Here is a 16274-nt window from a genome sequence, read left to right as displayed (position 1 = left end):
GTTAATATTGCCGTGACCCACTGAGTTAATCCCTAGCTTAGGCTTGCGCCTTTCTCCGCGCACGCATTTCTTGATCGAGCCGCTTTTGCGCACTCTTTGCACCGCGTAGGAGATCATGCTCTTTTTTTCTGTCCGAATATTTGCCAAATAAATTATCCAGATTATAGCCGGCAGGGTACAGTTCTGTAGCCGGTGTGATCAACTCGATGCGCTTCTTCAGCACCTCTTTAATTTCATCATCTTGAGAGATTAGAAGCGTGTCTTGCATCTCATCTTCATCCTTGAAAATCAAAGCTGGCGTATGATTGGTCTTCACGAGCACGCGGTCACCGCGTTTAAATAGGGGACGTGTGTTCTTTTTTAGTGTACTTTTTTGCGTGATATTTTTAAATTCAATCTTGTCTAACTGATAATCAGCGTGATTGATGTAGTGCGCAGCACGCTGCACAACAGCGGGAGTGATCTGCATCTTCCGGGCGATCCATAAAGCCTGGCTGGCGCCAACTTGCCCCAACTGCAGTTGGTATTTCGGCGTTAAGGTCTCATTATCAAAGGCCATCGCTGCGGGAATAAAGTCCGCGTGGCGCTCGGCAAAGTTCTTGATTTCAGCATAGTGGGTGGTAGCAACGATTAGCCCGCCCATGCGATACAAGGACTCCATCACGGCAATTGCGAGAGCAGCACCTTCTCCTGGCTCCGTGCCACTCCCAAGCTCATCCAGCAGAATCAGCGTGTTTCGTCCTGTGTGCCGGAGAATTGTGGCAATCTGGGCCACGTGAGCGGAGAACGTGCTCAACTCATTCGGAGTGAGAATGAGGCCCTTGGCGATTTTTTTGAAAAGCGCATCGATCCTCGTAATCCCCATGAAGGGCACGTGCTGCCCGCTGTCTAAGATGAAACGAGCCTCCTTAGTTTCTTGTTGCCAATTGCTAACAGTGGCCAGGTTAGACGACGGCAAAGTCGCATCAAGCCTTTCCTTTGTGTGATTTCCCAGCACGTAGTGGGCAACCTGTTCTCTAATTTGGTCGAATTGAATTTTATTAAGCATTGCGGTATTCATGTAGTGGTATTCTCCTGTAAAAAAGGTACCTGAGCACACAAAAAAGGTAGCAAGCTACCTTTAATTAATTGTTGCTTTTGCAGAGGTATCCTGTGGGCACACCAAACAAACTGACGATCAAGCATCAATTTGTCTAGCTATTCAACTAATTGGTTAGTTGTTTAACCCGCTCATAAGGCAATACTCCGATGTGAATAATATTAATTGAACTTACTATAGCAAAAAGATTACGAATAAACAATCGAAAAGTTTGATTTGAATCAATTTTATACGTGGGTGGCCCGTGTATTATGGACTATATAGAAAATGAAAGGACGGGATTAATATGAACATGACCAAATTTATTGCGGAGGAATTTCCAAAGTTAGAATTTTTTACCAAATAGATTGTGAAGGTCCACGGGCAACGGCACCCTGAATTAGCCCAGGTCCGTGCTCTATTTGTCCAGCTGAGGGATAAGGCCTTGGCCGGAAACTTTGACTTCTCGTCTGAGCTGAGTCAAATGGAGTCAGTCACCAATCATTATGCAGTGCCACAGGATGCTTGCGAGGCCTACCAGGCTACTTACGAGCTCCTTGATTACCTTGATCATAATAGTGCGGTGGTTGATTAGGACACCACTGGGGGTATTTGCGACTCGAAAATTTGACGAATTAATTGTAGCATGCTAATATTCTTCTAAAGATACACTTACTTAATGTGAGGAAAATATTTGGAGGAATGAACATGCGTGTGAATATACTATTTGAGGCGCCAGAAACTGGTGAAAGACTTTACCTGACCACAAAGAATAAACGAAACCAGCCAGAACGATTGGAGTTGATGAAGTACTCCCAGAAACTGCGTCGGAAAACTCTTTTTCGTGAAGTTAAATAGTTAGGCTACCCCGGCTGATTTCAGCTGGGGTTTTTGTCTAGTATGCTAATTGTCATTGGTGGAGGAGGATGACGATGAAAGTTTCAATTATTGGTGCTGGTCCGCGGGGAATCGCTACTCTAACGAGAATTGTGGCTTGGTACGAAAGAGAACACGAAGAGAATGAAGCGATAGCCGAGTTAGAGGTGCGCTTGTTCGATCAATTTCCTATTGGTGGGCATATTTGGCGGATTGACCAACCCACAGAGTTGATTATGAACACGCCAACTGCCCATACGACACTCTATACTGACGAGACCGTACAAATGCACGGTCCGCTTAGAACTGGACCGACTCTGTATGAGTGGCTGCGTGACTTTGCCCCTGACTTTATTTCGGAGCAGGGTGAACCTGACGCGGCGGATTTAATTGCTGTTGCCAGGCGCCTGGGACCAAATGATTATGCCCCACGGCGGCTCTATGGTGTTTATCAAAGGTTCGTTTTCAAACAACTGCAGCAGCATCTTCCAGCAGGAGTTAAACTAACGTTCGTCCAGGACTTGGTTCAGGACTTGGTACCACTGAACCCGGGGTTTCGGGTAGTTACGAGTGAGGGCAGCTTCGAGGCAGATAACGTCATTGTCGCCTCAGGCCATTTCACAAACCAGGCGACGATTGACCAACAAGAGCTGATTGATTTTGCAGCTAAAAGCAATGTGACTTACCTGCCGCCAATGTTCCCTGGCGATGCTGACTTGAGTGTGATTCAACCACAAGAGAATGTCTTTGTCCGTGGGCTAGGGCTCAGCTTCTATGACTACATGGCGGAGTTAACCATCGGGCGTGGCGGCTGGTTTGAGCCGGTGGGCAACAAGTTGCACTATCATGTTTCTGGGAGTGAGCCACACATCATTGCGGGCTCCAGAAGGGGCTTTCCGTATTACCCGAAGCCAAACAATGAGAAAGGTTATGGTGAGAAAATCAGACCAAGTTTTGTCACCAAGGAAAAGCTGACGCAGTTGGGTGAGGCCGGTGAGTTAACGGGTAATGTTCTGTTTGGTCTGATGAAAAGAGAAATCGAGCTGGTCTATTACTCGTTATTGCTCCACCAGAAAGATCGGGAAGCAGAAATTGCCGACTTTAGAACGCAATATCAGGCGACTACTGACCCTGCCGTTCTCATTGACCGGCTGTTTGATCGAGCAGAACAATTAGATCTAGATTTCGTCTTCAATCCTGAGCAACGAGCGCTCGCGAGCACAAATTATCAGGATTTTGTGGTCGAGTTCTTGCAGCAGCTTATTAAGGATGCGACTGCGGGAAATAAGCATGGTCCAATCACGGGTGCACTGGAGGCCTTCAAGGATCTGCGCGACCAAATTCGTTTCGTGGTTGAACAGGGATACCTTTCAAACGATGAGTACCTCGATTTCTTGATTAGAAAATATACCCCATTACAGAATTTCATTGCGACAGGACCACCAGTATTGCGACTGAAACAGCTAGTTGCTTTAATCAAGGTGGGGATTGTGGAGTTGGTGCCAGCCGGGATGCAGGTGCGCCCAGTTAATGACCATTTCGAAGCGATTAGTAAGCGTAAGCCACAGTTCCAATATGAAGCACGGTACTTGGTGGACGCCCGGATTCCGGTCAATGACAACGAGGTGACAGCAAATCCGTTGATCAAAAAGTTGTTGGAGCGGGGATTAGCTTCACTTGACGCCCGTCAGCTTGCTGATGGCACTAGTTTTTTGACTCGGGCAATTAATGTTGAACAACAGACGGACCGGTTAATCACGGCAGACAAAGAAGTGGTAGCTAATCTTTATCTCTGGGGTGTGCCAACTGAGGGGAAGCACTGGTTCACAAATGTCAGTTTCCGCCCGGGTGTGAACGATAATAGCCTGATTACGGCGGACCGGATTGCCGAGGCCATTTTCAGCCCGTCAATGCTTGTAGAAACACCATTAGCAGTCTAATAAATTCTAGTTACCCGTCAATTTGACGGGTATTTTACTAGTCATAATATAATAAATAAAATCTTCATCGTTTTTTCGCAAAAAAAGTATACAATGTTATGTAGTATTGGTGGAAACTATAGTTGTTACTTGATGATAATAGCGAATGTGTTAGGCAGATGGTGAATGATGAACGCAAAAGAATTTTTTGAGCAGGCAAGACAAGTAAATGCCGTACCGCAAGATGCCGACCTGAACGACGCATGGGCATTCGGCGTTAACGCATCCGATTTGGCAAAATTGGTACTGCATGGAGTTAAAACGGCCACATCAAGTGGCTTTGAGATTTATGATGTGACGCATGAGTCCCTGCCAAAGGCAGGCACCTATGATGTACTGCTTGACGATGATCACAAGCCCGTTTGTATCATTCTAATTGATACCGTGGAGGTCGTGCCATTTAGTCATGTTAGTGCTGAGCACGCCTTCAAGGAGGGCGAAGGAGACCGGGCGCTTTTGAGTTGGCAGATCAATCACGCCAAATTCTTCCACCGAGATTATAAGAAACACAAGCTGGTTTTCAACCGGCACACTTCGCATGTTGTGCTCGAAACATTTCATGTTGTATTTCCCACCAAATAATTTAAGCATCATTAACGAGTAGTAGTGTCAGGTTCGTTAGTGATGCTTATTTTTTAGCCAACATAAGTAAACGGAGAAAAAGGCTCGGCGTCGTCAAACTAACAATGCGAAACTTTTTGCTTGCATACTCTAATAAAATGAATTATATTATTACTAACAAAAAGTAAGTAAATCAATTAACTGAAAAATGGAGAGCAAAATGACGAAATATGAATTTGGTTTAAATACGTTTGGTGATGTGGCGATAGATGATAAGACTGGCGAATCAATGACTTACGGTGAGTCTTTGCGCAATCTAGTCCAGGAGGCCAAGCTGGCCGATGAACTGGGGATTAATGTGATCGCGCTTGGTGAACATCACCGTGATGAATTCTCAGTTTCCAGTCCTGAAATTGTGTTAGCTGCGATGGCCCAGGAAACCAATAATATTCGTCTGGGGACGGCCGTAACGGTGCTCAGTTCTGACGATCCGGTCCGGGTGTATGAGCGTTTTGCCACGCTCGACGGCCTATCGAATGGGCGCACAGAAATCATGCTTGGTCGTGGTTCATTCACGGAATCCTACCCGCTCTTCGGTTATGACCTGGAGAATTACAATGAACTCTTTGAGGAAAAAGTCGCGCTGTGGGCTGAATTATTGAAGGGCGAACGTTTCAGCTGGAATGGTACATTGACCCAGAAGTTGACCGACGTGGAAATTTACCCGAAAGTCGACAAGGGACACCAGATTAGAACAACCGTTGGTGTTGGTGGTACGCCAGAGTCAATCGTGCGTGCGGTTCACTACGGTTTCCCAGTGATGTTGGCGATTATTGGTGGTCAACCAATTCGCTTCAAGCCATATGTTGATCTTTATAATCGTGCTGCTGAGCAGTTTAATCAACCAATCGAACCACTGGGGATGCACTCACACGGTGTGATTGCTGATACCGAAGAGGAGGCAATGGAGATTGGGTTTGAGTACATTAAGAAAGAGATGGATAAGATTGGAATCGACCGTGGCTGGGCACCGATGACTCGTGAACGTTTTGAGTTTGAAGTTGCCGAAGGGTCTTACTATGTCGGTACACCAGAAGTGGTTGCACAAAAAATTGCTAAGAACATGAAGGATCTCGGCATGAAACGCTTCGATCTCGTCTACGGTACTGGTGGTCAATTCCAATCTGATCGTGAGAAGACCATCAAGCTTTATGGTGAAGTTGTGATTCCTCGTGTGAAAGAATTACTAGGAGATGCAGAATAATGGCAAAACCAGTTATCGGAATTTTAGGAGCCGGAAAGCTCGGTACAACGCTAGCTCGGTTGGGTGACCAAGCAGGATATTATGTCCTAATTGCTAACTCTAAGCCGGCAAAGGAAAGTGCCTGGATTATCAATGCTGTTGCGCATAATGCACGGGTCGTAGATACAGCCGGTGTGTTAGCCGGTGCCGACACAATCATTCTGGCGCTGCCCTTGAGCAAGTATGACCGGTTAGAGAGCAACGCTCTCGATGGTAAGTTGGTTCTCGACGCAATGAATTATTGGTGGGAGGTTGACGGAACCATCAACCATGTCTCGAGTATCCACAAGTCATCTAGTGAAGTAATGCAGGATTATTTCAAGGGTGCCAAGATTGTGAAGGCCTTTAATCATATGGGTTACCATGACTTGGAGATTGAGGCTGATAGAAATCTGCGGGTCAAGAAGGTCATTGCATTTGCCACCGATCATCCAGAGGTAAGAGCAGAGGCAGCCAATATTATTAGCCAATTTGGCTTTGAGCCCTATGACTTAGGTGAACTACGGCACGGACAGATTCTTGAGCCGGGCAGTCCGCTGTTTGGCGCCGACCTACCCCTGGATGAGTTTACTGCGATGGTTAAGACACTGCCGGATACCAAACTCGGGCAGCGCATTATTGAGGCTCGTGGCGCACTGTAATAGATTTTTAGGAGAGATGGCAAATGAAGCAAGCGAATTTAGGAAGGGCCTATCGCGAATTGAAGAGTCCGAATAAAAAGACCAAGGGACGCGCGTTGAAGCTGATTAAGGAAGCACAACGGAAGCAGGCCAAAGGTAAATAATCAGTTAACTGAAACTGGCGTTATGCGAATCATAACGCCCTTTTTACGTTTAAATCCTGTCACGGAGCTGCCAAAGTGACTATACTAAAAGTGCATACTAAAAGTGTAGGAGGCAAAAAAATGAAAATAGCAATTGCTGGTGCAGGAGCGATGGGAAGTAGAATAGGCCTAATGCTTCATCGGGCCGGAAACGAGGTTATCTTGATTGACCGTTGGGCAGCTCACATCCAGATGATTAGAGATCATGGACTGAGGGCGAACTATAACGGTGAAGATATCGTCGAGCACATGCAGATATACTCACCCGAGGAAATTGACGCTAAACACGAGTCAGTTGACCTGATTGTTGCCTTGACGAAGTCGATGGGCCTGCGGGAAATGTTTGAAGAAATTAAGCCGATCATTACAGAGAATACGTATGTTCTTAGCCTGATGAACGGTTTGGGTCATGCCGAAGATTTAGCAGAGTTTGTGGATCGGGACCACATTATTCTGGGAGTCACGATGTGGACCGCTGCGATGGAGGGGCCAGGCAAAGTTAAGTTGTTTGGCACTGGCAACATCGAATTGCAGAATCTCGCGCCTGCGGGTGCCACGTTCACAAAAGACGTGGTCCAAATCTTTGATGATGCAGGTCTTAATGCAACATACAGTCAGAATGTGAAGTATTCTATCTGGCGTAAAGCTTGTGTCAACGGTACATTGAATGGCTTATGTACAATCCTTGATACAAATATTACGGGTGTGGGGACGACATCCACTGCTGCCGAAATGGTCCAAACAATCATTAATGAGTTCGCCTTAGTCGCCGCAAAAGAAGGGATAGAGCTTGATCAAACCGAGGTATACGAGCACATTACTGCAACGTACGATCCTGCTGGAATTGGGCTCCATTATCCGTCCATGTACCAGGATTTAATCAAGAATCAGCGATTAACCGAGATTGACTACATCAATGGTGCCGTCGCTGCCAAAGGAAAGAAGTACGGGATCAGTACGCCGTATTGTACCTTCCTCACGCAGTTAGTGCACGCGAAGGAAGAGATTCTGGGCGCAAAGTAGGAGACAGACGCAAAAAAGGCGTTACAGCAACTGGCAACATCGCCATCTTTGCTGTAACGTCTCTTTGTTTTTTAGCGGTTATTAGGTTCTGTGGCTAGAAGAGTCCCTCGACTTTGCCTTCTGCATCGATATGCATGTTTACTGCCGCCGGAGTGGCTGGTAGCCCAGGCATAGTGTAAATCGAACCGGTCAGCGCGACGATGAATCCTGCACCAATCTTCGGAATCAATTCACGTACAGTAACTTCGAAACCAGCTGGAGCACCAAGTTGTTGTGGATCGTCTGAGAAGGAGTATTGGGTCTTTGCGATACAGACGGGAAGGTTAGCCCATCCGTTGTCTGAAATGCGGCGTAACTGGCGCTTGGCCTGAGCCGACAAAACTATGCCGCTGCCGCCGTAGGTCTTGGTCACAACGGTCTGTAACTTAGATTCGATAGGGTCGTTATGGTCATATAACGGCTGGAAGGAGACGGGATTCGCGGTAGCAGAAACGACTGCATCTGCAAGGTCCAGTGTACCTGCACCACCCTTTGCCCAACTATTAGCAACCACAGCTGTCACGTTGATCTGCGCACATTCCTGTTTAATCAGCTCAAGTTCTGCCTGTGTATCGCTTGTGAAGCGATTGATTGCAACCACCGGTTGGTAACCATACTGCTGCATGTTGGCGATGTGCCGGAGGAGGTTTGGCATCCCTTTTCTCAGTGCTTCGAGGTCTTCGTTGGTTAGTTCTCCCAGCTTTTGCCCGCCGTTGTACTTTAAGGCACGCACCGTAGCGACCACTACGATGGCATCTGGAGTTCTACCAAGCACAGGTGTCTTGATGTCCAGAAACTTCTCTGCGCCAAGATCGGAGCCAAAGCCAGCTTCTGTTACGGTATAGTCACCTAATGTCAGTGCGGCCTTTGTTGCCAAAACGCTGTTACAGCCGTGCGCAATATTGGCAAATGGGCCGCCATGAATGATGGCGGGCGTATGGGCCAAGGTCTGAGCGAGGTTTGGCTTTAATGCCTCTTTTAGGAGGATCGTAATCGCGTCGGCAAAACCCAGGTCGGCAACACTCACGGGTTCTTGCTCCGTGGTGTAACCAACAATGATTCGGCCGACTCGTTGTTTCAAGTCGCTAATACTTGTCGCTAAGCACAAGACGGCCATCAACTCGCTCGCAGCGGTAATATCAAATCCTGCCTCACGCGGAATGCCATTTATTCTGCCACCCAGGCCAGTGATGATATTGCGGAGTGAGCGATCGTTGACGTCAATTGCCCGTTTCCAGATTATTTGTCGTGGATCAAGACCGATTTGATTATCTCGTTGAATGTAGTTATCAATCAGTGCGGCGAGCGTATTGTTAGCACTAGTGAGTGCATGAATATCGCCGGTGAAGTGGAGGTTTATTTCCTCCATGGGCATTACTTGGCTGTAGCCACCACCAGCAGCGCCACCTTTCATGCCCATAACGGGACCCATGGAGGGCTCTCTAATCGCAATCACCGTCTTTAGGCCACGGAGATTGAGTGCATCACCCAGGCCAACCATGACCGTTGATTTACCTTCACCGGCCGGTGTTGGGTTAATAGATGTTACGAGGATTAATTTGTGCTTTGTCGGTGCCTTGTCCGCAATCACGTCTAAGTTGAGCTTCGCCTTATATTTACCATACTGCTCAAAGTCGTCTGGATTAAGCCCCAGGTTGGCGGCGACTTTCGTAATGGGCCACATCATGGCTTTCTGGGCAATTTCTAAATCATTCATTGTGGCGGTTACTCCTTCTTCCAAAATAAAAAGCCAGATCAGATGGCTTTCAGTGTTTTATCCTCTTGGCTAGAAATCCGCCAATAAAGCTTGTTTAAAGTTCGTGAATTCCTGCTCGTTCACTACACCAGTATTGATGTATTTGTGGACAGTAGAGATGGCTTCTAGCACCTCGTCGGTATCGCGATCTAAATCATAATTTTCCGGTGCAAGAAACTTGGTTTTCAGGTGGGCAAATTCCGGCGCCGTCAGAATGCCGTTCTCTTTCAGCTCATTAAATGATGCCAATGCTTCAAGGTTCTCTTCAAGTGAATCTGTTGGTTCCAAGTGCTCAGCAAGTCGATCTGATTTAATCTTATTGAATTCGGCTTCAGTTAGAATCCCTTCGTCAAACAAGCGACGTGCTTCCTTTATTTGGTCGAAGCCTTCATCATCGAAATCGTGCCCCGTATTAAAGTGAATATGCTTTGAATTGAAAATACTTACCATAACTTACCTCCCCATTCTCCCTGTCAGATGAAAATTAAATTTAAAATTAGTATAGCATGAAATCGATGTAAGATTGTATTTTTAAATTGAAAACGTTTACCAATAACGCTTTCCTTATTCGCCTGATATAATTAAGGCAAATGAGGAAGAAGATGGTGTTCAGCATGAGTAAGCAAATGTCCATGAGCGATTTTTACGAAAATATTTTTCCGAGCAATCCCCCAATAGTTGATGTCCGTGAGGCACCGGAGTTCAATTCTGGTCATATTCCGGGCTCAATTAACATTCCAATTCGTGATATTGTCACGTACTTGGGGAGAATAGATTCAGAGCAAACATATTATTTTGTCGCACACACTGACCATCGTTCACAAGTGGTGACGGCGTTCTTAGCTAGTCAAGAGTTTGACGTGGTTGAACTAGTTGGCGGTATTAAGGCTTGGCCAGGTCAGTTAGAGCAATAATTCACAAAAGATAATTGACAAGCACTGCAAATCCCTGTTTAATAATGGTTAGAGATAACTGTTGGGGGGAAATCTTTGTGGTTGAGTCAATTTCTAGTGCAGAATTTTTACTTTTATTGCAGCAAGGCTCGGTCAACGTCCTTGATGTCCGCGAGGAAGACGAGTATCAACAACACCATATTCCAAACGCCATTAACTTTCCTGTGAGTGAAATGGGTGCTCGCGTTGATGAATTAGACCAAAACGAGTTGTACTACGTTATTTGTCGTTCTGGTAGTCGGTCCTTTACCGCAACGGAATTTCTGGCACAACTACACTTTAATGTGATTAACGTTTTAGGTGGCATGAACCAGATTGCAAATGAAGTTGCATAATTAAACATGAATTAATCAGCAAAGACCTACGGGTCTTTTTTTTGCGCTCAAGTGGGGGCACATAATTGACAACTTATCTACTTCACGATACTATATAGTGGTACTTAACAGCACAATATAGTTAAATATCTGACGGGTGGTGTACTAATTGGAAGGAATGACCGAGATTCTAAAGGGCATACTAGAAGGTGTTCTATTACAGACAATCAAGAATAAGAAGGCAACCTATGGCTACGAAATTACCAGTTATCTGGTAAGCCTCGGCTTTGATAACCTGGTGGAGGGAACAGTATACACTGTTCTACTTAGGTTAGAGAAAAAGGGACTCGTGACCATTGAGAAGAAAAAGTCGGATCAGGGACCAATGCGTAAATTCTACTCATTGAATGAGGCTGGAAAGGCATATTTAGATGATTTCTGGGTGAAGTGGGATTTTATTGGTACTAAATTGACACAACTGAGGGAGACACATTAATGGAGAATATTTTAAAGAAGTTGGTCGGAGATAAGAAGGAATATAGTGAATACAAGGCGAGATTGGCCAAGTTACCCCATGATTACGCGGTGGCTTATGCAGCTATTGAGCGCTATATTTACAATTTCGCAGCAGGTGATGGTATTATGACGGTAATCTATGATGGTTTAGGAATTTTCGAACAAGCTGCAGCGGACAATGTGCCACTGAAGGATGTCGTTGGCGAAGATTCGGTTGAATTTGCGACCGAATTAGTGAATAATTACCCCGAACAGATGTGGATTGTCAAGCAACAGAATAAGTTGAGAAGAACCATTAAAGAGCTTGAATAGGGTAAATAATACCGCTTAAGAAACGGGGTACTAACGATGGACTTATACAGCCTAACTGACTCACCGCTTGGCACACTGTTACTCCGCAGTGACGGTGAGAATCTGACCGGGATTGATTTCCTGACGAAAGAACTTTTGAGTAAGATTGAACAAACTGCGCACTTAGATGCTAATAACGAACTATTATCCCGAACTAAGGACTGGCTAACAGATTATTTCGCTGGCTTAGAACCGGATGTTTCTGTTCTGAGGACTAGGACAACAGGCAGCGAGTTTGCCAAAGTTGTGTGGTCCGAGATCAGTCAGATTCCTTATGGACAAACAACCACTTATCGGGATATCGCGGTCAAATGCGCCAAACGCCTGGGTCAAAAGTCGATGAGCTCACAGGCGGTAGGTGGAGCAATAGGAAGAAATCCACTTGTCATCCTAGTTCCCTGTCACCGGGTGCTGGGCCAAAATAGGCAACTTACCGGCTATAGTGGTGGGCTAGACAGGAAAGTTAAACTGTTAGAGCATGAGGGAGTAGCTGTTGCTAATTTAAAGTATCCAAAGAGGTAATTTTAACTAAACAATAATTGTGGAAGGGTTGTGTGAAAATGCGAACTAAGGCTGAGATGAGACAACTGATCTTTGCTGTGGCGGAGAAGCTTGGTGTTGTGCGGGCGATTGCTGCCAATGGCTCACGGGTCTATAAGGCAAGAAGTGATGAATTTACCGATTTCGACATCATTTATGTGGTGCCAGATGATCAGATGCAACATTTAATTGATGAGCGTGGTTGGCTTGATGAATTTGGGGAACGAATTGTAATGCAGACCCCGATGGATCTTACCCCAAGACCAATCGATTATACGAAGAGATTTAACTTCTTAATGCTGTTCACTGATGGCAATCGACTGGATTTGGGTCTGGTACCAGAATCTGAGATTGGTGCCTGGGCTAAAGCTGATCCAATTGCACAGGTGCTGTTTGATCCCGCACACATATTAGCCGGATTAGAGTTGGTCCAAGATGATCGGCGCTACTTCCGCAAGAAACCGTCCCAGGGCTTCTTCTTCCGGCGAACCAATGAATTCTGGTGGATTGGTCCGTACGTCGTTAAGGGAATATTGCGCAATCAATTTTTTTACGCCGTAGACCATTACTTCGACGGAATTCTGGGTGAGTACCTCATGCAGGTCGAATGGCGAGTAGCCTTCGAGCACGATTTCCAGGTTAACCTCGGCAAGAACGTGGGCGATCTCTTTTCGTACCTGACTGTAGCCGAGCAGGATGAGTTGCGGCGCTTTAGCAACATGTCGAGTCTAGAGACGGTGGCGCAGAATATGGTAGAGATCCAGGAACAGTACCAGGCCCTGGCAATCCAGAATGCACAACAAATCGGTTTGGACTATGATCCTACTTCTGGTGAGCGCGTGATGGAATATACTAATACTAAACTAAAGAAGATATTGGAGAATTAATTGTGACGAAAATTTATTTTGCAAACGGTCTTTTTTCTGAGCAAGAAGCCCGTTATAACGCCTATATGGTCGAACAGATTAGAAATGAATATCCTAATGTAGAGGTCTACTTACCCCAGGAGAACGCCAGTATCAATGACAAGAACGCTTATGCAGACAGCATCGCTATCGCAAAAGGTGATACGAACGAGTTAGTAGCCAGTGATTTGGTGGTAGCGGTTCTGGACGGAGTAGGGCTTGATGCCGGTGTGGCGGCTGAGATTGGGCTAGCTTTCGGCAAAAACATCCCGGTGGTCGGTCTCTACACGGACTCACGGCAACAGGGGGCAACGAATCAGGCTAAGCTAGAGGCGTTACAGGAGGTAGCAGAGAGTCAGTTTGCATACATCAACCTCTTTGTGATTGGCTTAATCAAACAAAACGGTCAAGTATACAGTAGCAGCAAGGATTTAGTCTCTGGCTTACGGGATTATCTTAAATAAATTTTCCGGACGGTCAAAACCTGTTAGATTAACAAAATCTAACAGGTTTTTTTAAGTGCTTTGGCAGAATTTGGTTATTAAATAGTTGCCTTCGTGTGTGCCATAGCACAGAAAAATTATTTTTTAAAGTCTTGAATTACACCTTATATAGTATAGAATTGAATTATGCACCACAAAATATAGTAGATTAACCAAGGAGCAAGAGTTATGGACTATACGAACCTCAATACGATTATTACACAAAATTTTCCTGAAATTACGCTAATTACGCCAGATATGCACATGACTTTTACCGGCATTGCGCGCCTAATTATGCTCGACAGGTATACCTATAAAGATCCTAGTAACAGCACGTTAGCTGTAGGTGATCTGGTCGTGCTTACCGTGAAGGATGATCCCAATTACCCCACGCGTGGTATTGGTAACGTGACCGAGATTAATGGTGAGATCGTCCAGATATTGGTCGAGGAAGAATTCCGTGGCGTACTAGATGAGGCTGATGGCATTGTGACCCGTCGTAAAACGGAGATTGAGAAACCACTAGAGTTATTCTACGAACAAGTTGCTAAGCGGGTAGCCACAGGAATTGCTCACAGTGCAGCAGCTAGTGATGAAGCCCAGCTCGAAAAAGATTTCTACCATGAACTCGTGCACCAGAACTTTATTCCTGCCGGTCGAGTTATCTACGGGGCGGGGACAAACTCTGAGGTGACCTACTTTAATTGCTACGTGATGCCGTTCATCCAGGACTCACGTGGTGGGCTAGCCAAGCACAGACAGGAAGTAATGGAAATCATGAGTCGCGGTGGCGGTGTCGGGACGAATGGTTCAACGTTGCGGCCAAAGGCTGCAGTGGTCCATGGTGTCAATGGTAAATCCTCCGGGGCTATTTCCTGGCTGAATGACCTGGCCAACTTAACTCACTTGGTTGAACAGGGCGGATCTCGTCGTGGGGCCCAGATGATCATGTTGGCCGACTGGCACCCAGACATCTTCGAATTTATTTTAGCCAAAATCCAAAATCCGTCAGTATTGCAGTACTTGATTAACAACAGTAAGAGCAAGTTGGTCCGGCGACTAGCGAGTGAAAAGCTAGACTTCAAGCCACTCTCTTCTGATGAGCAAGCCTTCTACCAAGAGGCAATTGAGCATACTGAAGAGAGTCAGTTCAAACACGAGATTGAGGAGAAGCTCCGTCTAGGTGGTAGCTATTCCGTTCAAAATGCTGACTTCTTGACCGGAGCAAATATTTCGGTTTGTTTAACGAAGGAATTCATGGAGGCTGTTAAAACTGATGGCAACTATGAACTAAGATTTCCAGACGTCGATAACTACGATGAAGCGGAGATGGCCATCTATGACGAGCAGTGGCAGGATGTCGGTGATGTGCGTGAATGGGAAAAAATGGGTCACGCCGTCAAAACCTACAGAACAATTAAAGCTCGTGAACTTTGGGATTTGATTACTTTTTGTGCAACCTACTCTGCTGAACCCGGAATTTTCTTCATCGATAACGCAAACGAGATGACGAATGCAACTGCTTACGGTCAAAAGGTTGTAGCTACCAACCCTTGTGGTGAGCAGCCACTGACCCCATATGCAGTCTGCAACCTGGCTTCCTTGAACCTAGCTAATTTCGTGAATAAAGAAACTAAGACTGTGGATGAAGAGAAGCTGAAACGGGTTGTGCGTCACGCCGTGCAATTCCAGGATCTCGTTATTGATGCTACGCCATACTTTTTCGACAAAAACGAGCGGCAAGCTAAGGGAGAACGACGGATTGGCATGGGCATCATGGGTCTCGCAGACCTGTTGATTTACTGTGAGAAACGGTATGGTTCAGTTGAGGGTAACCAATTGATCGATCATCTGTTTGAAATTATCGCAACGACCGCTTACCGACAATCAATAGAGTTAGCTAAGACTAAAGGTAGTTTCCCATTCTTGGTTGGCCAAACTGCCGCAGAGACAGCAGCTTTACGGGAGAAATTTATCAATACCGGTTACATGAAGAAGATGCCTGAGGACATTCGCCAAGATGTCTTGAAGTATGGGATTAGAAATTCACACCTGTTAACGGTTGCTCCTACTGGCTCGACTGGGACTATGACCGGCGTCTCAACCGGTTTAGAGCCATACTACTCATTCTCATACTTCCGTTCAGGTCGTCTGGGCAAATTCATCGAAGTAAACGCTGCAATTGTTGATGAATACCTTGCAAGTCATCCGGGGACAACTAAGGAAAACTTACCTGATTTCTTCGTCTCGGCAATGGAGCTTTCTCCAAAGGAGCACGTTGACGTTCAATGTGTCATTCAGCGCTGGGTTGATAGTTCTATCTCGAAGACCGTCAACGCGCCAAGAGGCTACAGCGTGGAACAAGTTGCCCAGGTGTACCAAGACCTCTACGATGGTGGTGCAAAAGGGGGTACCGTCTACGTGGATGGTAGCCGTGATTCACAGGTGCTGACCCTCACTAATGAAGAAAACACGATGGATAACTTACTGGATGACGATGATACAAGTAAGGCTAAGACGACCGATGAACCTGTCAAGGCCGTTGAACAAGTTGAGCTACACGTAATTACCGATACGGACGACACAAAAGAACAGTGTGCCCCCACTGATGAAGAGCTCACAGGCCTGTTTACCGGCCGTGTCGAGGGTGTCGACGAAGGAAACATTTGTCCAATCTGCCACAAGGGAATTGTGGAGAAGATTGGTGGCTGTACCACGTGCACCAACTGTAAAGTACAATTGAAGTGCGGGCTGTAATACTAATATTAAGGAAAT

General features: G+C 46.0%; 19 protein-coding genes. 16 read left to right on the top strand and 3 right to left on the bottom strand.

All coding sequences use genetic code 11. The features are described from left to right. Window positions 1-37 precede the first annotated feature (37 nt). Window positions 38-1060, bottom strand: a complete 1023-nt coding sequence (locus tag FC62_RS03020) for a MutS-related protein (protein ID WP_056946580.1) — start codon at window positions 1058-1060, stop codon at window positions 38-40. A gap of 463 nt (window positions 1061-1523) precedes the next feature. On the opposite strand from FC62_RS03020, the gene FC62_RS08320 reads away from it, so the two are divergent. The 8 genes from FC62_RS08320 (at window position 1524) to FC62_RS02985 (ending at window position 7643) form a co-directional block, all read left to right on the top strand. After that, window positions 1524-1673: a hypothetical protein gene (locus FC62_RS08320; protein WP_236693769.1), complete on the top strand. Its 150-nt coding sequence runs from the start codon at window positions 1524-1526 to the stop codon at window positions 1671-1673. Window positions 1674-1786: 113 nt separating this feature from the next. Continuing rightward, window positions 1787-1936: a 50S ribosomal protein L33 gene (rpmG, locus tag FC62_RS03010; protein WP_054745407.1), complete on the top strand. Its 150-nt coding sequence runs from the start codon at window positions 1787-1789 to the stop codon at window positions 1934-1936. Between the two features lie 74 nt (window positions 1937-2010). Next, complete coding sequence (locus FC62_RS03005) at window positions 2011-3894, top strand: FAD/NAD(P)-binding protein (RefSeq protein WP_056946578.1); 1884 nt, start codon at window positions 2011-2013, stop codon at window positions 3892-3894. 165 nt (window positions 3895-4059) lie between these two features. Further along, complete coding sequence (locus FC62_RS03000) at window positions 4060-4515, top strand: ASCH domain-containing protein (RefSeq protein WP_307722781.1); 456 nt, start codon at window positions 4060-4062, stop codon at window positions 4513-4515. A gap of 199 nt (window positions 4516-4714) precedes the next feature. Further along, window positions 4715-5758 carry an LLM class flavin-dependent oxidoreductase gene (locus tag FC62_RS02995; RefSeq protein WP_141322560.1) on the top strand — a complete coding sequence of 348 codons (1044 nt, stop codon included), beginning with the start codon at window positions 4715-4717 and terminating at the stop codon, window positions 5756-5758. Then, window positions 5758-6438 (top strand): NADPH-dependent F420 reductase, encoded by a 681-nt coding sequence (locus FC62_RS02990; RefSeq protein ID WP_056946574.1) that lies wholly within the window; start codon window positions 5758-5760, stop codon window positions 6436-6438. Before FC62_RS02995 ends, FC62_RS02990 begins: the two co-directional genes overlap by 1 nt. A gap of 23 nt (window positions 6439-6461) precedes the next feature. Continuing rightward, window positions 6462-6581, top strand: coding sequence for a putative metal homeostasis protein (locus FC62_RS08210; RefSeq protein WP_162254389.1), 120 nt, complete (start codon window positions 6462-6464; stop codon window positions 6579-6581). A 120-nt stretch (window positions 6582-6701) separates the two neighbouring features. Beyond that, a complete protein-coding gene (locus tag FC62_RS02985; RefSeq protein ID WP_054745411.1) occupies window positions 6702-7643 on the top strand; it encodes a 2-dehydropantoate 2-reductase in 942 nt (313 codons plus the stop codon). A gap of 94 nt (window positions 7644-7737) precedes the next feature. On the opposite strand, the gene FC62_RS02980 is transcribed toward FC62_RS02985, so the two are convergent. Continuing rightward, entirely contained in the window at window positions 7738-9399 is a 1662-nt protein-coding gene (locus tag FC62_RS02980) for a formate--tetrahydrofolate ligase (RefSeq protein WP_056946572.1), read from the bottom strand. 69 nt (window positions 9400-9468) lie between these two features. Continuing rightward, window positions 9469-9888, bottom strand: coding sequence for an SHOCT domain-containing protein (locus FC62_RS02975; protein WP_054745413.1), 420 nt, complete (start codon window positions 9886-9888; stop codon window positions 9469-9471). 164 nt (window positions 9889-10052) lie between these two features. On the opposite strand from FC62_RS02975, the gene FC62_RS02970 reads away from it, so the two are divergent. From FC62_RS02970 to FC62_RS02935, 8 genes are all read left to right on the top strand, one after another. Further along, the gene (locus tag FC62_RS02970; protein ID WP_162254388.1) at window positions 10053-10352 is read left to right on the top strand and encodes a rhodanese-like domain-containing protein; all 300 of its coding nucleotides are present in this window, start codon (window positions 10053-10055) and stop codon (window positions 10350-10352) included. 77 nt (window positions 10353-10429) lie between these two features. Then, a complete protein-coding gene (locus tag FC62_RS02965; RefSeq protein ID WP_236693768.1) occupies window positions 10430-10726 on the top strand; it encodes a rhodanese-like domain-containing protein in 297 nt (98 codons plus the stop codon). Window positions 10727-10874: 148 nt separating this feature from the next. Then, the gene (locus FC62_RS02960) at window positions 10875-11201 is read left to right on the top strand and encodes a PadR family transcriptional regulator (protein ID WP_054745419.1); all 327 of its coding nucleotides are present in this window, start codon (window positions 10875-10877) and stop codon (window positions 11199-11201) included. Then, window positions 11201-11533, top strand: a complete 333-nt coding sequence (locus FC62_RS02955; protein WP_054745421.1) for a DUF1048 domain-containing protein — start codon at window positions 11201-11203, stop codon at window positions 11531-11533. The genes FC62_RS02960 and FC62_RS02955 overlap by 1 nt, the downstream gene beginning before the upstream one ends. Before the next feature lie 36 nt (window positions 11534-11569). Then, window positions 11570-12094: a methylated-DNA--[protein]-cysteine S-methyltransferase gene (locus FC62_RS02950; RefSeq protein ID WP_054745423.1), complete on the top strand. Its 525-nt coding sequence runs from the start codon at window positions 11570-11572 to the stop codon at window positions 12092-12094. Window positions 12095-12132: 38 nt separating this feature from the next. Beyond that, complete coding sequence (locus FC62_RS02945) at window positions 12133-12999, top strand: aminoglycoside 6-adenylyltransferase (protein WP_236693777.1); 867 nt, start codon at window positions 12133-12135, stop codon at window positions 12997-12999. 2 nt (window positions 13000-13001) lie between these two features. Beyond that, window positions 13002-13481 (top strand): nucleoside 2-deoxyribosyltransferase, encoded by a 480-nt coding sequence (locus FC62_RS02940; protein WP_056946568.1) that lies wholly within the window; start codon window positions 13002-13004, stop codon window positions 13479-13481. A 207-nt stretch (window positions 13482-13688) separates the two neighbouring features. Next, window positions 13689-16256 carry a vitamin B12-dependent ribonucleotide reductase gene (locus FC62_RS02935; protein ID WP_056946566.1) on the top strand — a complete coding sequence of 856 codons (2568 nt, stop codon included), beginning with the start codon at window positions 13689-13691 and terminating at the stop codon, window positions 16254-16256. Window positions 16257-16274 lie beyond the last annotated feature (18 nt).

The sequence above is a fragment of the Amylolactobacillus amylotrophicus DSM 20534 genome, from assembly GCF_001434555.1.
In the GTDB taxonomy this organism is placed as follows: domain Bacteria; phylum Bacillota; class Bacilli; order Lactobacillales; family Lactobacillaceae; genus Amylolactobacillus; species Amylolactobacillus amylophilus.
The sequence above is the reverse complement of the archived record's forward strand: the minus strand, read 5'-3'. Positions and strand labels throughout refer to the sequence as shown.